At 66.7% G+C, this 23,667-nt stretch carries 18 protein-coding genes and 3 rRNA genes; all 21 read left to right on the forward strand.

What is annotated here, in order from left to right; all coding sequences use genetic code 11:
• The first annotated feature begins 33 nt into the window (after positions 1 to 33).
• The 21 genes from argH to ABC271_RS06725 all read left to right on the forward strand — a co-directional run bounded on the left by argH (position 34) and on the right by ABC271_RS06725 (position 23,623).
• Positions 34 to 1,464, forward strand: a complete 1,431-nt coding sequence (argH, locus tag ABC271_RS06625) for an argininosuccinate lyase (protein WP_412924105.1) — start codon at positions 34 to 36, stop codon at positions 1,462 to 1,464.
• 48 nt (positions 1,465 to 1,512) lie between these two features.
• Positions 1,513 to 2,160 carry a SatD family protein gene (locus ABC271_RS06630; protein WP_412924106.1) on the forward strand — a complete coding sequence of 216 codons (648 nt, stop codon included), beginning with the start codon at positions 1,513 to 1,515 and terminating at the stop codon, positions 2,158 to 2,160.
• The gene (locus ABC271_RS06635; protein WP_412924107.1) at positions 2,157 to 2,870 is read left to right on the forward strand and encodes a hypothetical protein; all 714 of its coding nucleotides are present in this window, start codon (positions 2,157 to 2,159) and stop codon (positions 2,868 to 2,870) included. The genes ABC271_RS06630 and ABC271_RS06635 overlap by 4 nt, the downstream gene beginning before the upstream one ends.
• A 47-nt stretch (positions 2,871 to 2,917) precedes the next feature.
• Positions 2,918 to 4,231, forward strand: a complete 1,314-nt coding sequence (gene tyrS / locus ABC271_RS06640; protein ID WP_412924108.1) for a tyrosine--tRNA ligase — start codon at positions 2,918 to 2,920, stop codon at positions 4,229 to 4,231.
• Entirely contained in the window at positions 4,231 to 5,004 is a 774-nt protein-coding gene (locus ABC271_RS06645) for a DUF4184 family protein (protein WP_412924109.1), read from the forward strand. The genes tyrS and ABC271_RS06645 overlap by 1 nt, the downstream gene beginning before the upstream one ends.
• Positions 5,005 to 5,528: 524 nt before the next feature.
• Positions 5,529 to 7,050 (forward strand): 16S ribosomal RNA (locus tag ABC271_RS06650).
• Positions 7,051 to 7,463: 413 nt separating this feature from the next.
• Positions 7,464 to 10,575 (forward strand): 23S ribosomal RNA (locus ABC271_RS06655).
• A 99-nt stretch (positions 10,576 to 10,674) separates the two neighbouring features.
• Positions 10,675 to 10,791 (forward strand): 5S ribosomal RNA (gene rrf / locus ABC271_RS06660).
• Together the 16S, 23S and 5S rRNA genes form the textbook arrangement of a ribosomal RNA operon.
• Before the next feature lie 979 nt (positions 10,792 to 11,770).
• Complete coding sequence (locus ABC271_RS06665; protein WP_412924110.1) at positions 11,771 to 12,424, forward strand: tetratricopeptide repeat protein; 654 nt, start codon at positions 11,771 to 11,773, stop codon at positions 12,422 to 12,424.
• A complete protein-coding gene (locus tag ABC271_RS06670; protein WP_412924111.1) occupies positions 12,421 to 13,455 on the forward strand; it encodes an HAD-IIA family hydrolase in 1,035 nt (344 codons plus the stop codon). Before ABC271_RS06665 ends, ABC271_RS06670 begins: the two co-directional genes overlap by 4 nt.
• A 19-nt stretch (positions 13,456 to 13,474) precedes the next feature.
• Entirely contained in the window at positions 13,475 to 13,636 is a 162-nt protein-coding gene (locus ABC271_RS06675) for a hypothetical protein (protein ID WP_412924112.1), read from the forward strand.
• Positions 13,633 to 14,433: a TlyA family RNA methyltransferase gene (locus ABC271_RS06680; RefSeq protein ID WP_412924113.1), complete on the forward strand. Its 801-nt coding sequence runs from the start codon at positions 13,633 to 13,635 to the stop codon at positions 14,431 to 14,433. Before ABC271_RS06675 ends, ABC271_RS06680 begins: the two co-directional genes overlap by 4 nt.
• Entirely contained in the window at positions 14,430 to 15,350 is a 921-nt protein-coding gene (locus ABC271_RS06685; protein WP_412924114.1) for an NAD kinase, read from the forward strand. Before ABC271_RS06680 ends, ABC271_RS06685 begins: the two co-directional genes overlap by 4 nt.
• Positions 15,347 to 17,047 carry a DNA repair protein RecN gene (gene recN / locus ABC271_RS06690; RefSeq protein ID WP_412924115.1) on the forward strand — a complete coding sequence of 567 codons (1,701 nt, stop codon included), beginning with the start codon at positions 15,347 to 15,349 and terminating at the stop codon, positions 17,045 to 17,047. Before ABC271_RS06685 ends, recN begins: the two co-directional genes overlap by 4 nt.
• A 132-nt stretch (positions 17,048 to 17,179) precedes the next feature.
• The gene (gene pyrG, locus ABC271_RS06695) at positions 17,180 to 18,889 is read left to right on the forward strand and encodes a CTP synthase (RefSeq protein WP_412924116.1); all 1,710 of its coding nucleotides are present in this window, start codon (positions 17,180 to 17,182) and stop codon (positions 18,887 to 18,889) included.
• Between the two features lies 1 nt (position 18,890).
• Positions 18,891 to 19,469, forward strand: a complete 579-nt coding sequence (locus ABC271_RS06700) for an NUDIX domain-containing protein (protein WP_412924117.1) — start codon at positions 18,891 to 18,893, stop codon at positions 19,467 to 19,469.
• A gap of 1 nt (position 19,470) precedes the next feature.
• Positions 19,471 to 20,400: a site-specific tyrosine recombinase XerD gene (gene xerD / locus ABC271_RS06705; protein WP_412924118.1), complete on the forward strand. Its 930-nt coding sequence runs from the start codon at positions 19,471 to 19,473 to the stop codon at positions 20,398 to 20,400.
• A gap of 123 nt (positions 20,401 to 20,523) precedes the next feature.
• Positions 20,524 to 21,426 (forward strand): ParA family protein, encoded by a 903-nt coding sequence (locus ABC271_RS06710; protein WP_412924119.1) that lies wholly within the window; start codon positions 20,524 to 20,526, stop codon positions 21,424 to 21,426.
• On the forward strand, positions 21,410 to 22,261 hold the full coding sequence (locus ABC271_RS06715) for a segregation and condensation protein A (RefSeq protein ID WP_412924120.1): 852 nt from the start codon (positions 21,410 to 21,412) through the stop codon (positions 22,259 to 22,261). The genes ABC271_RS06710 and ABC271_RS06715 overlap by 17 nt, the downstream gene beginning before the upstream one ends.
• Positions 22,251 to 22,865 carry an SMC-Scp complex subunit ScpB gene (gene scpB, locus ABC271_RS06720; RefSeq protein WP_412924121.1) on the forward strand — a complete coding sequence of 205 codons (615 nt, stop codon included), beginning with the start codon at positions 22,251 to 22,253 and terminating at the stop codon, positions 22,863 to 22,865. Before ABC271_RS06715 ends, scpB begins: the two co-directional genes overlap by 11 nt.
• Positions 22,862 to 23,623, forward strand: a complete 762-nt coding sequence (locus ABC271_RS06725) for a pseudouridine synthase (RefSeq protein ID WP_412924122.1) — start codon at positions 22,862 to 22,864, stop codon at positions 23,621 to 23,623. The genes scpB and ABC271_RS06725 overlap by 4 nt, the downstream gene beginning before the upstream one ends.
• Positions 23,624 to 23,667 lie beyond the last annotated feature (44 nt).

The raw sequence follows: 23,667 nt of genomic DNA on the forward strand, positions 1-23,667 counted from the left end.
GCGGTGTCCGCCGCTCTCGCTAGGCTGGGAGGCATGAGCAGTGAGACGGGCCAGGGCACGAACGAGGGCGCGCTGTGGGGTGCCCGTTTTTCCGGCGGGCCCTCTCCCGAGCTGGCGGCGCTGAGCCGCTCGACCCACTTCGACTGGGACCTCGCGCTCTACGACATCGCCGGTTCGCACGCGCACACCGCGGCGCTCGAGGCGGCCGGGTACCTCTCCGCCGACGAGGCGCGCGACATGCACGCCGGCCTCGACGACCTGGCCGACCGCGTCCGGGCGGGCACATTGGTCGCGGCTCCCGCCGACGAGGACGTCCACGGCGCGCTCGAGCGGGTCCTCATCGAGACCGTCGGTCCCGCCCTGGGGGGCAAGCTGCGCGCGGGGCGCAGCCGGAACGACCAGATCGCCACGCTCGTGCGCCTCTATCTCCTCGACCACGCCCGCACCATCACGCGCGAGCTCCTCCGCCTCATCGACGCGCTCGTCTCGCAGTCCGCTGCGCACGAGTCGGCCATCATGCCCGGGCGCACGCACCTGCAGCACGCACAACCCGTGCTGCTCGCCCACCATCTTCAGGCCTACGGCTGGGCTTTCGTCCGCGGCATCGAGCGTCTGCGCGATTGGTCGGTGCGCGCCTCCGTCTCGCCCTACGGCGGCGGCGCGCTCGCCGGAGCCACCCTCGGTCTCGACCCTCAGCTGGTCGCCGACCGACTCGGGCTCGCCCGACCGGCCGAGAACTCGCTCGACGGCACGGCATCCCGCGACGTCGTCGCCGAGTTCGCCTTCATCACCGCGATGGTCGGCGTCGATCTGTCGCGCCTGGCCGAAGACGTGATCCTGTGGAACACGCGCGAATTCGGTTTCGTGACTCTCGACGACGCGTATTCGACGGGGTCGAGCATCATGCCCCAGAAGAAGAACCCCGACATCGCCGAGTTGGCGCGCGGCAAGGCGGGCCGGCTGATCGGCAACCTCGCTGGTCTCCTTGCCACGCTCAAGGGGCTCCCGCTGGCGTACAACCGTGACCTGCAGGAGGACAAAGAGCCCGTGTTCGACTCCGTGCGGACCCTCGAGCTCGTCCTGCCGGCTTTCTCCGGGATGATCTCCACCCTCCGTTTCCACACCGAGCGGATGGCCGAGCTGGCTCCTCAGGGCTTCTCGCTCGCGACGGACGTCGCCGAGTGGCTGGTCCGCCAGGGGGTGCCGTTCCGCGACGCGCACGAGATCTCGGGCGCGCTCGTGCGCGCATGCGAGGAGCAGGGGATCGGTTTGGAGGATGCCGATGACGCGCTGCTGGCATCCGTTTCGCCGTCCCTGGCTCCCGAGGTGCGCGACGTGCTGACGATCGAGGGGTCGGTGGCGAGCCGGACGGGCGTCGGCGGAACGGCTCCCGAACGGGTGTCGGAACAACGCGCAGACCTGGTTTCGCGCGCACAAGCGGCTGCTCACGCGTTGGGAATGTAATCAGTGATTCGCTTATACATTACTCCCCATAAGCAATAAGCTGATCACATGATCGCCGCCGTCATCGCCGACATCGTCCGTTCCCGCGAACTGGACGATCGCGCCGGTGCGCAGCGGGCCATCCGCGACGCGATCGCGCGGGCGCAGACCGACGCGCCGTTGGCTCGCACACCGCTGACGGCCGTCGTCGGTGATGAACTCCAGGGCGAATATCCGACGATCGGTGCGGCAGCGGCGGCGCTCCTCCTCGTGCGACTGAATCTGCCCGACGGGATCGAATGTCGGTTCGGAGTGGGCGTCGGCGACGTACGCCCCGTCGAGCTCGGTGACCGGACGATCCCCGAAGGACCCGCGTGGTGGGCGGCGCGGGCCGCGATCGAGAGGGTCGAAGCGATGCAGCAGCGCGTCGCGCCGCTCGCCCGCACGTGGTTCGAGGCCGAGAGCGGTGCGGACGCCGTCGTACGGCAGGGCGTCGCGCTGGCGAACGCCTATGCGCTGTCGCGCGATCAGCTCGTCTCGTCGATGAGCGAGCGCACGCGCCGGTTGACGTACGGTCGGTGCCTGGGGAGGTCGCAGCGCGACCTCGCCGAGGCGGAAGGTGTCACGCAATCCGCGGTCTCCCAGGCTCTCGCCTCGGCCGGGTCGGCCGCCGTCGTCGAGGGATTCCTGGCTCTGCGCGCGGAGGCCGAGTCATGATCGCGGCCGCACTGCTCCTCCTCGCCGTCGGTGGTGTCGACCTCGTGCGTCGCTTGATCGTCCGTCGTCGCGGACTCGCGTTCGTCGTCGGGGGCGTCGTGCTCGTGGCGGTTTCGGCCGGAGCGGATGCCGTCGTCGCCGGCGTCCTTGCCGTTGCGGTCGCAGCGATCTGGACGTGGGTCGTCCCCGAGTCCGGTTCCGCCCGCGCGGGGCTGTGGCCGGTGGGTCTGCTCGGCGTCGCGGTGGCCGCTTGCGTGGTCGTCGCTCCGGCGCGGCCGCGTCCGGGGCTGCTCGGCTCGACGTGGGAGGCGTACGGACCGCGCGGCGATGTTTCGCTCGACGTGGTCCTGCTGGTCGCGGGATGCCTGTTGTTCCTGCTGGAGTCGGGCAACGCCGTCGTCCGTATCGCTTTGCGCGCCGAGATGGGGGAGCGCGTGCTCCCGGCGTCCGGCGAAGCGCCGACGACGCTCAAGGGCGGGCGCCTGATCGGGCCGCTCGAACGGATCCTCGTCTTCGCGCTGACCCTCGCCGGCGCCTACACACTGCTGGCGGCCGTCCTCGCCGCCAAGGGCATCGTGCGATTCCCCGAGATCTCCCGCGACGGCGAGGGCGGCGATCGCGCCGAGTACTTCCTCATCGGCAGCCTCGTGAGCTGGGTCACCGCGCTGGCGGCCGCGTTCGTCGTGTGGTGGGGCGTCCAGGCAGTGTGAGCCCTCCGGCACCCGGGCCGTCCCGCCGCCGCTGATAGCCTGGAGGGGTGTCCGCGCCCTTCGACGAGCCCTCCGTTCGTGCCCTCGAGCCCGCCAACGACCCGACGTTCGAAAACGTCTGGGACGAGCTCGTCTATCGCGGACTGATCCACGTCTCGACCGACCAGGACGAGCTGCGCGAGCTCCTTTCCGGACCGCCGGTGGTCTTCTACTGCGGCTTCGACCCGACCGCGCCGAGCCTGCACCTCGGCAATCTCGTGCAGCTGCTCACCATGCGCCGTCTGCAGCTGGCTGGCCATCGTCCGCTCGGCCTCGTCGGCGGATCCACGGGTCTCATCGGCGACCCCCGTCCGACCGCGGAGCGCACGCTGAACACGCGCGAGACGGTGGCGGAGTGGGTCGACCGGCTGCGGGCACAGGTCGAGCGATTCTTGAGCTTCGACGGTGACAACGCGGCCCGCATGGTCAACAACCTCGATTGGACCGCGCCGCTGAGCGCGATCGACTTCTTGCGCGACATCGGCAAGCACTTCCGGGTGGGCACGATGTTGAAGAAGGATGCGGTCAGCGCACGCCTCAATTCCGAGGCCGGCATCAGCTACACCGAGTTCAGTTACCAGATCCTGCAGGGCATGGATTACCTGGAGCTGTTCCGTTCCTACGGCTGCGTACTGCAGACCGGCGGCAGCGACCAGTGGGGCAACCTCACCAGTGGCACCGATCTCGTCCGCCGAGTCGAGGGGGCGTCGGTCCACGCGATCGGTACGCCGCTCATCACGAACAGCGACGGCACCAAGTTCGGCAAGAGCGAGGGCAACGCCATCTGGCTGGATGCCGACATGTGCAGCCCGTGGACGATGTACCAGTTCTGGCTCAACACCGATGACCGTGACGTGGTCGAGCGCCTCAAAGTGTTCACGTTCCTCACTCGGGCGGAGATCGAGGAGTACGCACGCCTGGTCGCCGAGGAGCCGTTCCGCCGCGCGGCGCAGAAGCGTCTCGCCCGAGAGGTGGTCACGACGGTGCACGGTGCCGAGGCGACCGACGCGGTCATCGCCGCGACCGAGGCGCTCTTCGGCCAAGGCGACTTGACCGCGCTGGATGCCGGCACCCTTCGCAGCGCGCTCGATGAGCTGCCGCACGCGTCGCTGGCCCCGGGCGCCACCGTGCTCGACGCGCTGACGGCGACCGGACTCGTGAGCAGTCTCAGCGAGGCGCGCCGCGCGATCGCCCAGGGCGGGGTCTCTCTGGACGGTGAGAAGGTGGCGACCGACGACGTCGTCGTCACCGGCTCATTGCCGGGCGGGGTGTCGGTGCTCCGACGCGGGAAGAAGACTCTCGCCGGAGTGTTCGTCCGCTGATGCCGTTCACGCCGAGCCACGCCGTCGTCGCGCTGCCCTTCGCGCGCACGCGGCTGGTGCCGGCGGCCGTGGCGATCGGCGCGATGACGCCCGACCTCCCGTTGTTCTTTCGCGGGATGCTGCCGGACTACACGATGACGCATGATCTCGCGTTGCTCGTTCCCACCACGATCCTTGCGCTGGTGCTGTTCCTGGTGTGGCGGTGCATCCTGCGTCCCGCCACTCGTGAGCTCTCGCCGCGGGTCGTCGCCGACCGGCTGCCGGCGACGTGGGACGCGGGCTTCCGCGCCGGTCTGCGCGAATCGTTCGGCGGGGGAGCGGTCGGTCTGGCGTGGTTGGCCGCAGCTCTCGCTCTCGGTGTGGTCAGCCACATCGTGTGGGATCTCTTCACGCACGAAGGACGTCTCGGCGTCCAGCTGTTCCCGGTCCTCGATCAGCAGTGGGGGCCGTTCCTGGGTGTGAAGTGGCTGCAGTACGGCTCGGGCGCGGTCGGCCTGATCGTGCTCGCCGCGTGGGGTCTCGTGTGGCTGTCTCGTCGGAGTCGCGTGCCCGTTCAGCGCTCTGTCCCCGGAGCCGTGCGTGTGGCGTGGTGGGTCTCCCTCCCCGTGGGCCTCGTCGTCGTCGGAGCCGTCGCGATGCTCGTGACGATCAGCGCCGGCGAAGCGCTCTCGCCGACAGCGCTCATCTACGCCGTTCTGACCCGGGTCGCGGCAGTCTGGGCGCTGGCGACCCTGGTGCTCGCTCTCATCATTCAGGCCCGCCGTCGGTCGTAGATCCGCGTTTTCCCGCGGTTTCGGGGGTGCGACACGCCCGGGGTGTGGTGTGGATTGGACGAGTGGGTGGGATCCGCGTAAGTTATTACTTGTTCGCCCCACAGGGGAGAGCGGAGCGGCCGAAAGGCCCCGCGTCCTCTCAAGCGGCGAACAAGACCCAAGACCTACTCCGCATGGTGTAGAGTTTTGGTTCTGGTCTTCGACCGGCTTCCACGACGCTGATCCCTTGACGGGTCCCACTGTGTGAGGCAGGGCGGAGGTCGAATAAGGTAGTGAGTTGCCTCATGGTTACGGTCTTTTGGGCTGGTTCTGTGGGTGCGTCCGTTCCTTGAGAACTCAACAGCGTGCACTTGTCAAATGCCAATTTATTCCTCGTTGGTCCGTTTCGGCGGATTGCGAGTAATTCCTTTGGATCAAAGTCCAACCCTTTGGGGTTGGCATCTGGATAGTCAGTTTTGACTTCCTGTTTGGTCAGATTGAACTCGTCTGTCCCGACCTTATTCCGGTTGGGTGGGCATTTTTCTTTTACGGAGAGTTTGATCCTGGCTCAGGATGAACGCTGGCGGCGTGCTTAACACATGCAAGTCGAACGGTGAAGCCAAGCTTGCTTGGTGGATCAGTGGCGAACGGGTGAGTAACACGTGAGCAACCTGCCCTGGACTCTGGGATAAGCGCTGGAAACGGTGTCTAATACTGGATATGAGCTCTCATCGCATGGTGGGGGTTGGAAAGATTTTTCGGTCTGGGATGGGCTCGCGGCCTATCAGCTTGTTGGTGAGGTAATGGCTCACCAAGGCGTCGACGGGTAGCCGGCCTGAGAGGGTGACCGGCCACACTGGGACTGAGACACGGCCCAGACTCCTACGGGAGGCAGCAGTGGGGAATATTGCACAATGGGCGGAAGCCTGATGCAGCAACGCCGCGTGAGGGATGACGGCCTTCGGGTTGTAAACCTCTTTTAGCAGGGAAGAAGCGAGAGTGACGGTACCTGCAGAAAAAGCGCCGGCTAACTACGTGCCAGCAGCCGCGGTAATACGTAGGGCGCAAGCGTTATCCGGAATTATTGGGCGTAAAGAGCTCGTAGGCGGTTTGTCGCGTCTGCTGTGAAATCCCGAGGCTCAACCTCGGGCCTGCAGTGGGTACGGGCAGACTAGAGTGCGGTAGGGGAGATTGGAATTCCTGGTGTAGCGGTGGAATGCGCAGATATCAGGAGGAACACCGATGGCGAAGGCAGATCTCTGGGCCGTAACTGACGCTGAGGAGCGAAAGGGTGGGGAGCAAACAGGCTTAGATACCCTGGTAGTCCACCCCGTAAACGTTGGGAACTAGTTGTGGGGACCATTCCACGGTTTCCGTGACGCAGCTAACGCATTAAGTTCCCCGCCTGGGGAGTACGGCCGCAAGGCTAAAACTCAAAGGAATTGACGGGGACCCGCACAAGCGGCGGAGCATGCGGATTAATTCGATGCAACGCGAAGAACCTTACCAAGGCTTGACATACACCAGAACACCGTAGAAATACGGGACTCTTTGGACACTGGTGAACAGGTGGTGCATGGTTGTCGTCAGCTCGTGTCGTGAGATGTTGGGTTAAGTCCCGCAACGAGCGCAACCCTCGTTCTATGTTGCCAGCACGTAATGGTGGGAACTCATGGGATACTGCCGGGGTCAACTCGGAGGAAGGTGGGGATGACGTCAAATCATCATGCCCCTTATGTCTTGGGCTTCACGCATGCTACAATGGCCGGTACAAAGGGCTGCAATACCGTGAGGTGGAGCGAATCCCAAAAAGCCGGTCCCAGTTCGGATTGAGGTCTGCAACTCGACCTCATGAAGTCGGAGTCGCTAGTAATCGCAGATCAGCAACGCTGCGGTGAATACGTTCCCGGGTCTTGTACACACCGCCCGTCAAGTCATGAAAGTCGGTAACACCTGAAGCCGGTGGCCCAACCCTTGTGGAGGGAGCCGTCGAAGGTGGGATCGGTAATTAGGACTAAGTCGTAACAAGGTAGCCGTACCGGAAGGTGCGGCTGGATCACCTCCTTTCTAAGGAGCATCTGACGCCCTGTAGTGGGGTTGTTCAGGCGCCGGATCAGACCGAATGTGTCTGCCGGTTAGCTCATGGGTGGAACGTTTGACTTGGTGGCGGAGATGATGGTTTCGGGTTTAGTACGTGGTTTTCCACTGGAACGGTCTGGGTCGGAGTTTTTGTCACATGCACGCTGTTGGGTCCTGAGGGGCCGGGCGCTGATTGCGGGTCTTTGGGCTTGTGGTTGGTGGCTGTTCCTCTAGGGCCTTTTCCTGGTGTCACGGTTGTGGCATGTCGGGGGGAGGGTACCGCCCGTACTTTGAGAACTACACAGTGGACGCGAGCATCTTCCATGCAGCCTTTTGGGGTTGTGTGGTGTAGATGATCTTAAAGATCATTAGTCAATTTTTTGACGATTCAACTCATGTGATTTCAAGTCTTTAAGAGCAAACGGTGGATGCCTTGGCATCTGGAGCCGAAGAAGGACGTAGCAATCTGCGATAAGCCTCGGGGAACTGATAAGCGAGTTTTGATCCGAGGGTGTCCGAATGGGGAAACCCCGCCAGGGCGCGTGCGTACCTGGTGACTCCCGCCTGAATATATAGGGCGGGTAGAGGGAACGTGGGGAAGTGAAACATCTCAGTACCCACAGGAAGAGAAAGCAAAAGCGATTCCGTGAGTAGTGGCGAGCGAAACCGGAAGAGGCTAAACCTAGCGTGTGTGATAGCCGGCAGGTGTTGCATGTTGGGGGTTGTGGGACTTTTCTGATTGTTCTGCCGAGCAGTCGACGTGACAAGAGGGTATAGACGAACGGTTTTGAATGGCCGGTCATAGAGGGTGCGAACCCCGTAGTCGAAATGCCTGTTCTTGGCGTGAAGAGTATCCCAAGTAGCACGGGGCCCGAGAAATCCCGTGTGAATCTGTCAGGACCACCTGATAAGCCTAAATACTCCCAGATGACCGATAGCGGACAAGTACCGTGAGGGAAAGGTGAAAAGTACCCCGGGAGGGGAGTGAAATAGTACCTGAAACCGTTTGCTTACAAACCGTTGGAGCCTCCTTAGTAGGGGTGACAGCGTGCCTTTTGAAGAATGAGCCTGCGAGTTAGCGATACGTGGCGAGGTTAACCCGTGTGGGGTAGCCGTAGCGAAAGCGAGTCTGAATAGGGCGATTCAGTCGCGTGTCCTAGACCCGAAGCGAAGTGATCTATCCATGGCCAGGTTGAAGCGACGGTAAGACGTCGTGGAGGACCGAACCCACTTAGGTTGAAAACTGAGGGGATGAGCTGTGGATAGGGGTGAAAGGCCAATCAAACTTCGTGATAGCTGGTTCTCTCCGAAATGCATTTAGGTGCAGCGTTGCGTGTTTCTTGCCGGAGGTAGAGCTACTGGATGGCCGATGGGCCCTACAAGGTTACTGACGTCAGCCAAACTCCGAATGCCGGTAAGTGAGAGCGCAGCAGTGAGACTGTGGGGGATAAGCTTCATAGTCGAGAGGGAAACAACCCAGACCACCATCTAAGGTCCCTAAGCGCGTGCTAAGTGGGAAAGGATGTGGAGTTGCTTAGACAACCAGGAGGTTGGCTTAGAAGCAGCCACCCTTGAAAGAGTGCGTAATAGCTCACTGGTCAAGTGATTCCGCGCCGACAATGTAACGGGGCTCAAGCACGCCACCGAAGTTGTGGCATTGACATTTTTGGTAGGCCTTCGTGGTCCAGCCGTGTTGATGGGTAGGAGAGCGTCGTGTCGCGAGTGAAGCGGCGGGGTGACCCAGCCGTGGACGCGACACGAGTGAGAATGCAGGCATGAGTAGCGAAAGACGTGTGAGAAACACGTCCTCCGAAAGACCAAGGGTTCCAGGGTCAAGCTAATCTTCCCTGGGTAAGTCGGGACCTAAGGCGAGGCCGACAGGCGTAGTCGATGGACAACGGGTTGATATTCCCGTACCGGCGAAGAACCGCCCAAGCTAATCCAGTGGTGCTAAGAGTCCTAGCTCAGAATTTTCCGGATCCCTTCGGGGTGATGGTTGTCTGTGTGAACGCTCGACCCCATGCTGGTGCGGCTAGCGTATTAACAGGTGTGACGCAGGAAGGTAGCCCAAGCCAGGCGATGGTAGTCCTGGTGCAAGTGCGTAGGCCGAGTGATAGGCAAATCCGTCACTCGCATAGGCTGAGACACGATGCGGATAAAAAGTGGGTGATCCTATGCTGCCGAGAAAAGCATCGACGCGAGGTTCTAGCCGCCCGTACCCCAAACCGACTCAGGTGGTCAGGTAGAGAATACCAAGGAGATCGAGAGAATCGTGGTTAAGGAACTCGGCAAAATGCCCCCGTAACTTCGGGAGAAGGGGGGCCATCCACTTATTAGGACTTGCTCCGAAAGGGTGTGGTGGCCGCAGAGACTAGTGGGTAGCGACTGTTTACTAAAAACACAGGTCCGTGCCAAGTCGCAAGACGATGTATACGGACTGACGCCTGCCCGGTGCTGGAAGGTTAAGAGGACCGGTTAGCCGCAAGGCGAAGCTGAGAATTTAAGCCCCAGTAAACGGCGGTGGTAACTATAACCATCCTAAGGTAGCGAAATTCCTTGTCGGGTAAGTTCCGACCTGCACGAATGGCGTAACGACTTCCCAACTGTCTCAACCGCGAACTCGGCGAAATTGCATTACGAGTAAAGATGCTCGTTACGCGCAGCAGGACGGAAAGACCCCGTGACCTTTACTACAGCTTGGTATTGGTGTTCGGTGTGGCTTGTGTAGGATAGGTGGGAGACTGTGAAGCGGACACGCCAGTGTTCGTGGAGTCATTGTTGAAATACCACTCTGGTCACTCTGGATATCTAACTTAGGACCGTGATCCGGTTCAGGGACAGTGCCTGGTGGGTAGTTTAACTGGGGCGGTTGCCTCCCAAAATGTAACGGAGGCGCCCAAAGGTTCCCTCAACCTGGTTGGCAATCAGGTGGCGAGTGTAAGTGCACAAGGGAGCTTGACTGTGAGACTGACAGGTCGAGCAGGGACGAAAGTCGGGACTAGTGATCCGGCAGTGGCTTGTGGAAGCGCTGTCGCTCAACGGATAAAAGGTACCTCGGGGATAACAGGCTGATCTTGCCCAAGAGTCCATATCGACGGCATGGTTTGGCACCTCGATGTCGGCTCGTCGCATCCTGGGGCTGGAGTAGGTCCCAAGGGTTGGGCTGTTCGCCCATTAAAGCGGTACGCGAGCTGGGTTTAGAACGTCGTGAGACAGTTCGGTCCCTATCCGCTGCGCGCGTAGGAAGTTTGAGAGGATCTGACCCTAGTACGAGAGGACCGGGTTGGACGAACCTCTGGTGTGTCAGTTGTTCCGCCAGGAGCACCGCTGATTAGCTACGTTCGGGATGGATAACCGCTGAAAGCATCTAAGCGGGAAGCCGGCCTCAAGATGAGACTTCCATACCATTTATGGTGAGAGGCTCCCAGCCAGACTACTGGGTTGATAGGCCGGATGTGGAAGCGTAGTAATACGTGAAGCTGACCGGTACTAATAAGCCGATGACTTGATAACACACCGTTTTTGGTGCTTGCGTCCACTGAGTGGTTCTCGATGTACGGTCGGGAACACAACAATGACATTCGTTGTTGGTTTTTGAAACATCAATAGTGTTTCGGCGGCCATAGCGAGAGGGAAACGCCCGGTTACATTCCGAACCCGGAAGCTAAGCCTCTCAGCGCCGATGGTACTGCAGGGGGGACCCTGTGGGAGAGTAGGACACCGCCGGACTTCTTCTAAGACGAAATGGCCACCCAACGCTGGGTGGCCATTTCGCATATACGGACACTTTTCCGGGGGAAGGATCGTCATGTCGAACGACGACGCCAACGAGCGCAAGGGCAACGGGGGTCGCTCAGACGATCGTTCCCGACCCCGGTCCACCTCGGGCGGTTCCTCCGGACGCCCCGCTCGCGACTCATCGGCGCGACCGTTTCGGCGCGAGGGTGAGGGCGCCGCGCGCCCCCGTCGCGAGGGTGATGACCGTGCACCCCGACGCGACGGTGACAACACGCATCGTCCGCGTCGGGACGGTGACTCGCGCCCACGACCGGGGAGCGGTGACGCTCGCCCGCGGCGGGATGGTGTCACCGGCGGCGGCTTCGACCGTCCGCGTCGCGATGGGGATTCCCGTCCGTACCGCCGCGACGGCGAGTCGGCCGGTCGTCCCCGTCGGGACGGCGACGCTCGTCCGCGTCGCGACGGCGACGCGCGTCCGTACCGTCCTCGCACGGAGGGTTCGGATTCGCGTCCGTACCGTCCTCGCACGGAGGGTTCGGATTCGCGTCCGTACCGTCCTCGCACGGAGGGTTCGGATTCGCGTCCGTACCGTCCTCGCACGGAGGGTTCGGATTCGCGTCCGTACCGTCCTCGCACGGAGGGTTCGGATTCGCGTCCGTACCGTCCTCGCGGCGAAGGGTCGGACTCGCGTCCGCCCCGTTCGCGGAGTGAGGGTGGCGAGTCGCGTCCCTTCCGTCCGCGAGGCGATGGCGGCGACCGCCGGCCGTCCGGCGACCGTCGCCCGGGTGCCGGAGCGCCTCGTCGCTTCGACCGCGCGGACGGTCGCGCCACACGTCCGCCCCAGGATCAGCGCGAGCGCGGGCCGCAAATCCCCGAGGACGTCACCGCCCGTGACCTCCCGGGGGCGGCGCGGAACGAGCTGAAGACTCTGAGCAAGGACAACGCCGAGAACGTCGCCCGGCACCTGGTGATGGCGTCGCGCCTCATCGACGACGACCCGGCCCTCGCGCACGAGCACGCCCTCGCGGCATCCCGGAGCGCGGGCCGCGTCGCAATTGTCCGTGAGACCGTCGCGATCACGGCGTACGCCATCGGTGACTTCGCTCTCGCGCTGCGTGAGCTGCGCACCCACCGCCGCATCTCGGGCTCCGACGAGCAGCTTCCGCTCATCGTCGACAGCGAGCGCGGTGTGGGACGTCCGGACCGTGCCCTCGAGGAAGGCCGCGCCGTCGACCGCTCGACGCTGACGGCCGCGGTGCGCGCGCAACTTGCTATCGCCATGTCCGGAGCCCGGCTGGATCTCGGCGAGACCGAACGCGCGCTGCAAGAACTCGAGATTCCGGAAGCCGACCCGGATCGCGCGTTCGAATGGAGCCCCGCTCTCTTCGCCGCGCGCGCCGCTGTCCTGGAGGAACTCGGACGCGAGGACGAGGCGGCGGAGTGGTTCCACCGCGCCGAGATCGCGGCCGACGCGCTCGACGCTGCTGCCGGAGTCGCCGACCGCGAGGTTATCGTCGTCGAGGAGATCGACCTCGTGGATGACGAGGGCGGTGTGGACGTGGCATCCGGTGTCATTCCGGTGCAGGACGCCGCCGAAGACGCGAGCGAGGACGAATCGCGATGATCTTCGGGCGCAAGACGGAGTCGACGCCGCTCGACGGTGTGGATGTCGTGCTCGCGGATCTCGACGGCGTCGTCTATGCCGGACCTGGCGCGTTGCCGCACGCGGTCGAGAGCCTGAATCGTGCCGCGGACGAAGGACGCCGCCTCGGCTACATCACGAACAACGCGTCGCGAACGGATGCGTCTGTCGCCGAGCACCTGACCTCGTTGGGGTTGCACGTGGCGCCCGAGGACGTCGTGACGAGTCCGCAAGCCGCGATGCGTCTTCTCGCGGACCTGGTGCCGGCGGGCTCCACGCTCCTCGTCGTCGGGGGTGAGGGGCTCGTCGTCGAGGTCGAGAAGGCCGGGTTCGTCGTCACCCGCAGCGCCGAGGACTCACCCGCCGCGGTCGTCCAGGGTTTCGCGCCGGAGGTTGGGTGGAAGCAGCTGGCCGAGGCGGCATACGCTCTCGCGACGCCGGTGGAAGAGGGTGGCATCCCGTGGATCGCCACCAACACGGACTGGACCATTCCGCAGGCGAGGGGGATCGCGCCGGGAAACGGGACGCTCGTGTCCGCTGTGCACACGGCTGTCGGCCGCCTCGCGACCGTCGCCGGCAAGCCGGAGCGTCCGATCTTCGACGTGGCGGTCGCCCGCACCGGTGCGCAGTCGCCGCTGTTCATCGGCGACCGACTCGACACCGACGTGCAGGGAGCGCGCGGGGCGGAGATGGCATCCGTTCATGTTCTGACCGGAATCGACCGGCCGAAGCAGCTGCTCGCGGCGGCACCCAACCAGCGTCCCGACTACATCGTCGCGGACCTGCGGCAGCTCTTCGAGCCCTACCCCGCCACCATCGTGAAGGGTGACCGCACGCGGGTGGGTGGTGCGGTCGTCGAGATCGACGGTGTGGATCTGCGCATCGTCTCGGCGGGGGATCGCCAGATCGATCTCCTTCGCGCCGGGGCCGCCGCGATCTGGAACTCGGGTCGCGCCATCTTCGGGTTCCGCGTGCCGGAACAGCTGTACGCGGATCCGTTCCGCGTGCGCTGACGCGGATACGATGGCATCCATGTCGGACGACCGCGAGACCGATGGCGACGCCGAGCTGATCGGCCGCCTTCGCATCATCGAGGAGCAGCCGCTCGACGCGCGCGCGGGCGCCTACGCGGCGCTGCACGACGAGCTGGCGCGACGCCTCGAATCGGGGTCTGCGGCGCCGGCGGACGGATGAGCGGCCGACTGGATGCCGAGCTCGCGGCACGGGGACTCGCACGATCGCGCACGCATGCCGCGCAGCTGATCGCAGACGGCTTGGTCGCCGTGGACGGACGGGGTGTGGTCAAGCCGTCGATGCGCGTCGAGGACGATTCGCGCATCGAGGTCGCCGTCGTCGACCACTACGTGAGCCGTGGCGCGCACAAGCTCCTCGCGGCGCTCGACGCGTTCGCCGTCGATCCGGCGGGTCGGGTCGCGCTCGACCTCGGCGCGTCGACCGGCGGGTTCACCCAGGTGCTGCGCGAGCGGGGCGCGAGTCCCGTGATGGCCGTCGACGTCGGGCACGGGCAGTTGTCCCCAGCCGTGGCGGCCGACCCGGGAGTGGTGTCGGTCGAGGGGTATAACGTGCGGTTCATGACCGCCGCCACGCTCGCCGCCGCGACCGGTGTCGAGGAGCGCCCGAGCATGATCACGGGCGATCTGTCGTTCATCTCCCTTCATCACGTCCTCCCCGCCGTCGTCGCCACGGCCGCTCCTGCCGCTGATGTGGTGCTGCTGATCAAGCCGCAGTTCGAGGTCGGCCGTACGGCGGTGAAGGGCGGTCTCGTCACCGACCCGGCACTGCGGTCGGACGCGGTCCACGGCGTGCTGTGGGCGGCGTGGGACGCGGGCCTGCGGACCGCGGGCATCATCGCCTCGCCCATCGTGGGCACGCACGGCAACCAGGAGTACGTGGCGTGGTTCTCGGACACCCGGGGCACCGACCCCTCAGAATGGGAGAGCACCGTGACCCGACTGACCGGAAGCCGATGACCCCCAGCCAACGCAGAATCCTGCTCGTCGTCCACGCCCGCCGCGACGATACCGTCGAGGCGGCGCAGCGCGTGCTTTCCGCCGTGCGCGCCGCGGGGGCGATCCCCGTCGTGTCGGCGGAGGATCGGCCCGAGCTCGCCGAGCGATTGTCCCTCGCGGGTGTCGAAACCCTCGGTGTCGACGTCGGCGTCGACGACCTGGAGTTGGCGATCGTCCTGGGCGGCGACGGCACGATCCTGCGCGCGGCCGAGACCGTGCGCGGCGGCACGGCACCGATCCTCGGGATCAACATGGGTCACGTCGGATTCCTCGCCGAGATCGAGCGTGACGACATGGACGATGCCGTGCGCCGGGTGATCGCCCGCGACTACCGCGTCGAAGAGCGCCTCGCCCTCGCGGTGAAAGTGCTCGACGCCGACGACCGCGTGATCTTCGAGACGTGGGCGCTGAACGAAGCCACCGTCGAGAAGGCGAGTCGTGAGCGCATGCTCGAGGTCGTCATGGAGGTCGACGGGCGTCCGCTGTCGTCCTTCGGATGCGACGGCATCGTGATGGCCACCCCCACCGGGTCGACGGCCTACAACTTCTCCGCCGGTGGCCCGGTCATCTGGCCGACCGTCGAGGCGATCGCCGTCGTGCCGCTGTCTGCGCACGCGCTGTTCGCTCGTCCGCTGGTGGTGAGTCCGGATGCGACCGTCGCGGTCGAAGTCCTCGAGCGCACCAGCGGCAGCGGCATCCTGTGGTGCGACGGTCGCCGCTCGCACGAACTCCCGCCGGGGGCCCGCGTGGTGGTCCGGCGGTCGTCACGGCCGGTGCGTCTGGCACGTCTGCACCCGGCGGCGTTCACCGAGCGTCTGGTGCGGAAGTTCCGCCTGCCGGTCACCGGTTGGCGTGGCGCCCTCGGGGGCATGCCGTGATCGAGGAGATGCGGTTGCGCGACCTCGGTGTCATCGCTGACGCGACGCTGCCGATCGGACGCGGGTTCACCGCCATCACCGGCGAGACGGGCGCGGGCAAGACCATGGTCGTCACGGGTCTCGGGCTCCTCCTCGGCCAGCGCGCCGATTCGGGTGCGGTGCGCTCCGGCGCCGCCCAAGCGGCGGTCGAGGGCGTGTGGGTGGTTCCCGAGAACGGGCCGGTCGCCGCACGCGTTCGCGAAGCCGGGGGAGACGTCGAGCCGCTCGGCGGCGGGGCGGCCGAGCTGTACCTCGGCCGCACGGTGTCGAGCGAGGGTCGTGGCCGTGCGACCGTGGGCGGTCGGACCGCGCCCGCGGGCGTCTTGGCGGATCTCGCGGACGACCTCGTCGTCGTGCACGGTCAGTCCGATCAGTTGCGGCTGCGCTCGGCATCCGCCCAGCGCGACGCGCTCGACCGCTTCGGCGGCGACCCGGTCGCGGCCGCGCGAGCCGCGTACCGGACGGCGTGGGACTCGTGGCGGACCCTGGATGCGGAGCTGTCGACGCTCACCGCCGACCGCGACGCCCGCGCTCGCGAGGCGGAGGAACTGCGTGTCGCGATCGCGGAGATCGAGGCGGCGGAGCCGATCGCCGGCGAGGAAGAAGAACTCGAGCGTCGCGCGGAGCGCCTCGCGAACGCGGAAGAGCTCCGCATCGCCGCCGTGAGCGCGCACGCGGTGCTCTCCAGCGACGACGACACCCCCGACGTCGTGACGCTCCTCGCCGAGGCGCGTCGGGCGCTCGAACGTGTGTCGGGCAGCGACGCGGCGCTCGCGGTCATCGGCGAGCAGGTCGCCGACCTCGGCTACCGTGCGACCGACGTCGCCGTGGCGCTCTCGGGCTACCTGGCCGACCTCGACGAGTCGGGGCCGCACGAACTCGCGGCGGTCGACGAGCGGCGAGGCGTCCTGGCGACTCTCGTCCGTGCGCACGGATCCGTGGATGCCGCGATCGCGCTCCTCGAAACCGGCTCGGCCCGTCTGCTCGAGCTCGACGACGACGGCGACCGCATCGAACGACTCGGCGCGCAGCGCGACGCCGCGGCCGCCGAGCTCGACGCCGCAGCCGAAGCCCTCACCGCCGCGAGGCTCGAAGCCGCCGCTCGCCTCGGCGCTGCGGTCACCGAGGAACTACACGCCCTCGCCCTGCCCGACGCGAAGCTGACCGTCGAGGTCACGCCCTCGTCCACGCCCGGCGCGCACGGACGTGACGACGTCGCGATCCTGCTCGCCCCGCACCCGGGCGCCGATCCGCGTCCCGTCTCACGCGGCGCGTCCGGCGGTGAGCTCAGCCGCGTCATGCTCGCGATCGAGGTCGTCATCGCCGGTGTCGACCCCGTGCCGACGTTCGTCTTCGACGAGGTGGACGCCGGTATCGGCGGGGCCGCGGCGATCGAGGTGGGGCGACGACTCGCCCGGCTCGCCGAGTCGTCGCAGGTCATCGCGGTGACCCACCTCGCCCAGGTGGCGGCCTTCGCGGGCAACCACCTGACCGTGGTCAAGGGCAACGACGGTGCGGTGACGGCATCCAGTGTCCGCCGCCTGGAGGGCGCCGAACGCGAGGCCGAGATGGCGCGTCTGCTCTCGGGGCTCAGCGATTCCGAGGCTGCGCTCACCCACGCGCGCGAGCTGTTGGAAACCGGCCGAGCGGTGCGCTGACCCCCGTCTCACGACACGGGATCGTCACGCCGAGGTGACACGGGTGTCGGTGGCCGATGCCAGACTTCCCTCAACGCGCGGCGCGCTCCGCGCGGCCATCCTCGGAGACGACTGATAGGATCGAAGCCCGTGATGCAGACTTCGGACGCGGGACATTCAGACGACAACACCACGGCATCGACCTTCACGACGAAGCACATCTTCGTGACCGGAGGAGTGGTTTCGTCACTCGGGAAGGGCCTGACGGCGGCAAGCCTCGGCAACCTCCTCACGGCGCGGGGTCTCCACGTCGTCATGCAGAAGCTCGATCCCTACCTCAACGTCGACCCGGGGACGATGAACCCCTTCCAGCACGGCGAAGTGTTCGTCACCGACGACGGGGCCGAGACCGACCTCGACATCGGTCACTACGAGCGCTTCCTCGACATCGAGCTGAGCCAGGCGGCCAACGTCACCACCGGTCAGATCTACTCGCAGGTGATCGCGCGCGAGCGCCGTGGCGAGTACCTCGGCGACACGGTGCAGGTCATCCCGCACATCACCGACGAGATCAAGCGTCGTATGCGTCTGCAGGCGACCGAGACGCCGCAGCCCGACGTCATCATCACCGAGATCGGTGGCACCGTCGGCGACATCGAGTCGCAGCCCTTCATCGAGTCCGCGCGTCAGATCCGACACGAACTCGGCCGCAAGAACGTCTTCTTCGTGCACGTGTCGCTCGTGCCGTTCATGGGCGCCTCGGGGGAGCAGAAGACCAAGCCCACGCAGCACTCGGTCGCGGCGCTGCGGTCCATCGGCATCCAGCCCGACGCTCTCGTGCTCCGCAGCGATCGGCCGGTGACCGAGTCGAACAAGCGCAAGATCGCGCTGATGTGCGACGTCGACGAGGATGCGGTCGTGAACGCGGTGGACGTGCCGAGCATCTACGACATTCCGACGATGCTGCACGACCAGGGCCTCGACTCCTACATCGTCGACGCGCTCGGCATCGACAAGGCCGCCGACGTCGACTGGTCGCGGTGGCAGCGCGTGCTGCAGGCGGTGCACAACCCCAAGCACGAGGTCACCATCGGCCTGGTCGGCAAGTACATCGACCTCCCGGATGCCTACCTGTCCGTGACCGAGGCCATCAAGGCGGGCGGCTTCGCGCAGGAGACGCAGGTCAAGATCACGTGGATCCCGTCCGACCTGTGCGAGACGCCCGAGGGCGCGGCCAAGGCGCTGTCGACGGTCGACGGCATCATCGTTCCGGGTGGCTTCGGTATCCGCGGGATCGAGGGCAAGCTGGGTGCGCTGCGCTTCGCGCGCGAGCAGGGCATCCCGACCCTGGGCATCTGCCTCGGCCTGCAGTGCATGGTCATCGAGTACGCGCGCACCGTCGCGGGTCTCGAGGGGGCGTCGTCGAGCGAGTTCGACCCCGACACCGTCCACCCCGTCGTGGCGACGATGGCCGAGCAGATCGACATCCTGCAGAGCGGTGACCTCGGCGGCACGATGCGTCTGGGCCTGTACCCGGCCGACCTGGCCGAGGGATCGCTCGCGGCCGAGGTGTACGGCGCGGAGCGCGTGTCGGAGCGACACCGTCACCGGTACGAGGTCAACAACTCCTACCGTCAGCAGCTGAGCGACGCGGGTCTGGTGTTCTCGGGGCTCAACCCCGACCTCGACCTCGTGGAGTACGTCGAGCTGCCGCGCGACGTGCACCCGTACTACATCGCCACGCAGGCCCACCCCGAGCTGCGCTCGCGTCCCACGCAGCCGCACCCGCTGTTCCGCGGGCTCGTGGGCGCGGCGCTGGAGCGTCACCGTTCGAGCGAGCTGTTCGACGTCGAGGAGGACTGACATGGAGTCGCTGCGCGACGAGCCCGTCGACCTGGAGGTCGTCGCCAGCGACCTCGTGTACCGCGGAGCGGTGTGGGACGTCCGGTCCGACACCGTCCGGTACGGCGACGACGAGATGACCCGCCAGTACGTCGAGCACCCGGGCGCGGCTGCTGTCGTCGCACTCGACGACGACAACCGCGTCGTGCTCATCCAGCAGTACCGGCAGCCGATCAAGGCGCGCGACTGGGAGATCCCGGCCGGTCTCCTCGACGTGGCGGGCGAGCCGCCGCTGGAGGCGGCCAAGCGGGAGCTGACCGAAGAGGTCGATCTCACCGCCGAGCGGTGGCAGCATCTCGTCTCGATCCACACGACCCCGGGCGGGAACGACGAGGTCGTTCACCTCTTCCTCGCCCGCGGACTCTCCACCGTCGTCACCGGCTATGAGCGCGAGCACGAGGAGTCCGACATGCGGGTCGAGCGGGTGCCGCTCGCCGACGTGATCGACGGTGTGCTCGCGGGGCGTCTGCGTAACGGCATCCTGGCCACCGGTGTGCTCGCCGCCGCCGAGGTGCTGCGCCGCGAGGCCGCGTCGGCCTGACGTGAAGCTCGAGCGCGCCGTCGAGACGTACCTGCGGCACGTCGCGCTCGAGCGAGGGCTTTCCGACCACACCGTCGCCGCGTACCGCCGCGACCTCACCGTCTACACGGCGTGGCTGGGGGAGCGGGACATCTTCGACACGGATGCCGTGACCTCGGCGCTCGTCGCCGAGTTCGCCGCCGAACGGGCCGCCGCCGAGCCGCCGCCCGCGGCCTCGTCCCTCGCGCGGCTGCAGTCCTCGGTGCGCGGATTGCACCGGTTCCTTGTGCGTGAGGGGCGGTCCGACGACGATCCGAGCGGGCGGCTGCGCCCGCCCAAGGCTCCGCGACGGCTGCCGAAAGCGCTGTCCATCGGCCAGGTCGAACAACTCCTGGATGCCGCGGGCCCCGCGCCGGGATCGGTCGACGCGACCGCCGCCGAACCGTCCGCCGTGCGCGACCGGGCTCTGCTGGAGCTGCTGTACGCCACCGGTGCGCGCGTGTCCGAGATCGTGCAGCTCGATGTCGATGACACCGCGCACGGCGATGTGCTGCGGGTGCGGGGCAAGGGGGCGAAGGAGCGCATCGTTCCGGTCGGGTCGTACGCCCGCGCGGCGGTCGAGGCGTACCTGACGCGCGTGCGACCGGGATGGGCGACGAAGGGGCGGGCGACGCCCCGGCTGTTCCTGGGGGTGCGCGGTGCGCCGCTGTCGCGTCAGAGCGCGTGGCTCATCATCCAGGCTGCCGCCGAGCGGGCGGGTCTCACCGCGCACGTCTCACCGCACACCCTCCGACACTCCTTCGCGACGCACCTGCTGCAGGGCGGCGCCGACGTCCGTGTGGTGCAGGAACTCCTCGGGCACGCCTCGGTGGCCACGACGCAGATCTACACGCACGTCTCGGTCGATGCGCTGCGCGACGTGTACGCCACGGCGCACCCGCGGGCGCGCTGAGCCACAGCGCGCTGCGGGGGGCTCGGGGCGGGCCATTGCGCGGTGCGCTCGCGCACAACCCGGGTCACGGGGCCCGCGGGTCGCCGGGCGAGCGGCGGGGCGGCGAGTAGACTCGGCAGGGTTATGACGAAGGCGGGAGACTCGGTGTCGGCGAGCACGAAGGGGACGGCGAAGAACGAGGACGAGGTCATCCTCGGTCCCACGGGCCGCCCGTACCAGGGATTCCCCACCCCGCCCGCGCTCGCCAGCCACGGCCCCGCGCGCATCATCGCCCTCTGCAACCAGAAGGGTGGCGTCGGCAAGACGACGACCACGATCAACCTCGCGGCCTCGCTCGCCGGGTACGGACGCCGTGTCCTCGCGATCGACTTCGACCCGCAGGGTGCGCTGTCGGCCGGGCTCGGCATCCAGACGCACGACATGCTGACGATCTACGACCTGCTGCTGGACACCAAGCGCGACCCGCGGGATGCGATCGTGCAGACCCGCGTCGAGGGTCTCGACCTGATCCCGGCGAACATCGACCTGTCGGCCGCCGAGGTCCACCTCGTCAACGAGGTCGCGCGCGAAACGATCCTCGCCCGTGTGCTGCGCAAGGTCGCCGCCGACTACGACGTCGTGCTCGTGGACTGCCAGCCCTCGCTCGGCTTGCTCACGGTCAACGCGCTCACCGCGGCGCACGGCGTCCTGATCCCGCTCGAGTGCGAGTTCTTCGCGCTGCGCGGCGTCGCGCTCCTCATCGAGACGATCGACAAGGTGCGCGACCGCCTCAACCCCGCCATCGAATTGGACGGCGTGCTCGCCACGATGTACGACCCGCGCACGCTCCACTCGCGCGAGGTGCTCGAGCGCGTGGTCGAGGCGTTCGGCGACGACGTCCTCGAGACGGTCATCGGGCGCACCGTGAAGTTCCCGGATGCCTCCGTCTCGGGCATGCCGATCACGGAGTTCGCGCCCGAGCACGCCGCCGCACAGGCCTACATGCGGCTGGCGCGGGAGCTGGTCGCCCGTGGCGCCGTCGCCTGACGACAGCGCCGCTGCCACGACGCCGGACGACGACTCCGCCGTCGACGCGGTCTCGCCGGGCTTCCGTGTGTCGCTTCCGGTGTTCGACGGACCGTTCGACTTGCTCCTGAACCTCATCTCCGCGCACGAGCTCGACATCACCGAGGTCGCGCTCAGCCGCGTGACCGACGAGTTCATCGCCTATCTGCGGGCCCTGGGCCCGGCGGGCGACCTGGACGAGGCATCCGAGTTCCTCGTGGTGGCCGCGACGCTGCTCGACATGAAGATCGTCGGGCTCCTGCCGCAGGGCGAGCTCGTGGATGCCGAGTCGGTGGCGTTGCTCGAGGCTCGCGATCTGCTGTTCGCGCGTTTGCTGCAGTACCGGGCCTTCAAAGAGGTGTCGGCGTGGTTCGCACGCTGCCTGCAGCGGGAGGACCGCCGCCACACTCGGAACGTGCGCCTCGACGAGAAGTACCGGAGCGCCGTCCCGGAGCTCGTCTGGACGCTCAACGCCGAGGACTTCGCAGCGCTCGCCGTCGTCGCCCTCGCCCCGAAGCAGCCACCCACCGTCGGCCTCGACCATCTGCACGCACCGCTCGTGAGCATCCGCGAGCAGGCCGCGATCGTCGTGACGCTGCTGCGCGGATCGGGGACGCTGAACTTCCGCGACCTCGTCGCCGGTGTGACGCAGACGGGGGTCGTCGTGGCGCGCTTCCTCGCGATCCTCGAGCTGTACCGCCACGCCGCGCTGTCGTTCGAGCAGCTCGAGCCGTTGGGGGAGCTGACCCTGCGCTGGACCGCCGAGAGGTGGTCGGAAGAGAACCTCGCCGCCCTGGGAGCCGACTATGACCGATGACACCGTGGCTGAGACCCCCGCCCCGGCGCCCGCCCGCCCGCACGACACGGCATCCGTCGCCCGTCGGCTAGAGGCGATCCTGCTGATCCTGGACGAGCCGCAGAGCCTCGTCTCGCTCGCCGCGGCCGTCGCGGCACCCGTTCCCGCGGTACGGCAGGCGATCGAGGGACTCGTCGCCGATTACGACGGTGAGACCGGAGGTCCGCGACGCGGCTTCGAGCTGCGCGAGGTCGGGGGCGGGTGGCGGCTCTACGTCCGCGAGGAGTACGACGACGTGGTGGGGGAGTTCGTCAACACCCAGGCGCCCTCGCGCCTGTCGCAGGCGGCGCTGGAAACCCTGGCCGTCATCGCGTACAAGCAGCCCGTGACGCGGGGGCAGGTGGCATCCATCCGTGCCGTGAACGTCGATTCGGTGGTGCGGACGCTGCTGGCCCGCGGCCTCATCACCGAGGTCTTCACCGACCCCGACACGGGGGCGATCCACTACGGAACGACCGACCAGTTGCTGGTCAACCTGGGCATCAACTCGCTCGACGAGCTGCCCCACATCTCGCCGTTGCTCGACGACGGCGCCGACGGATTCGACGGAGAGGTGCTCAGATGAGCGAAGAGGGCGTACGCCTGCAGAAGGTGCTCGCCAACGCGGGGGTCGCCTCGCGTCGGGTGTCGGAGCAGATGATCGTCGAGGGGCGCGTGCGCGTGAACGGCGCCGTGGTGACCGAGCTCGGATCGCGCATCGACCCGGAGAGCGACCTGGTCGACGTCGACGGTGTCGCCGTGCAGCTGGACGCCTCGAAGCGGTACGTCATCCTCAACAAGCCCACCGGGGTGGTCAGCTCGATGAGCGACGACCGCGGGCGGCCCGACCTGCGACGCTTCACCGGGGAGTGGGAGGAGCGGCTGTTCAACGTCGGACGCCTGGATGCCGACACGAGCGGGCTCCTCGTGCTCACCAACGACGGCGACCTCGCCCACGTGCTCGCCCACCCCTCGTTCGGCGTCACCAAGGTGTACATCGCGAAGGTCGAGGGGCTCGTGACGCCGCAGACCATCGCGCGCCTGACCAAGGGCGTCGAGCTCGAGGACGGACACATCGCGGCCGACAAGGCGCGCCTCCTGGATGCCTCGCAGGGGGCGAGCCTGGTGGAGCTGACGCTGCATTCCGGGCGCAATCGGATCGTGCGGCGGATGATGGCCGAGGTCGGCCATCCGGTGGTGGAGCTGGTGCGTCGGCAGTTCGGGCCGCTCCACCTGGGAACTCTCCCGGTGGGGAAGGCCCGCGAGTTGACTACAGTAGAACGCGGCGCACTGCTCACGCTGTCTCGTCGAGACGGCGACACTCCGGCCGCTCCGGCCGAGTGACCGTCGGGCGCCGCGCGGTGCGAATGCCACCGCCAGGGCAGCAG

The sequence above is a fragment of the Microbacterium canaveralium genome (assembly GCF_047238045.1).
GTDB lineage: Bacteria > Actinomycetota > Actinomycetes > Actinomycetales > Microbacteriaceae > Microbacterium.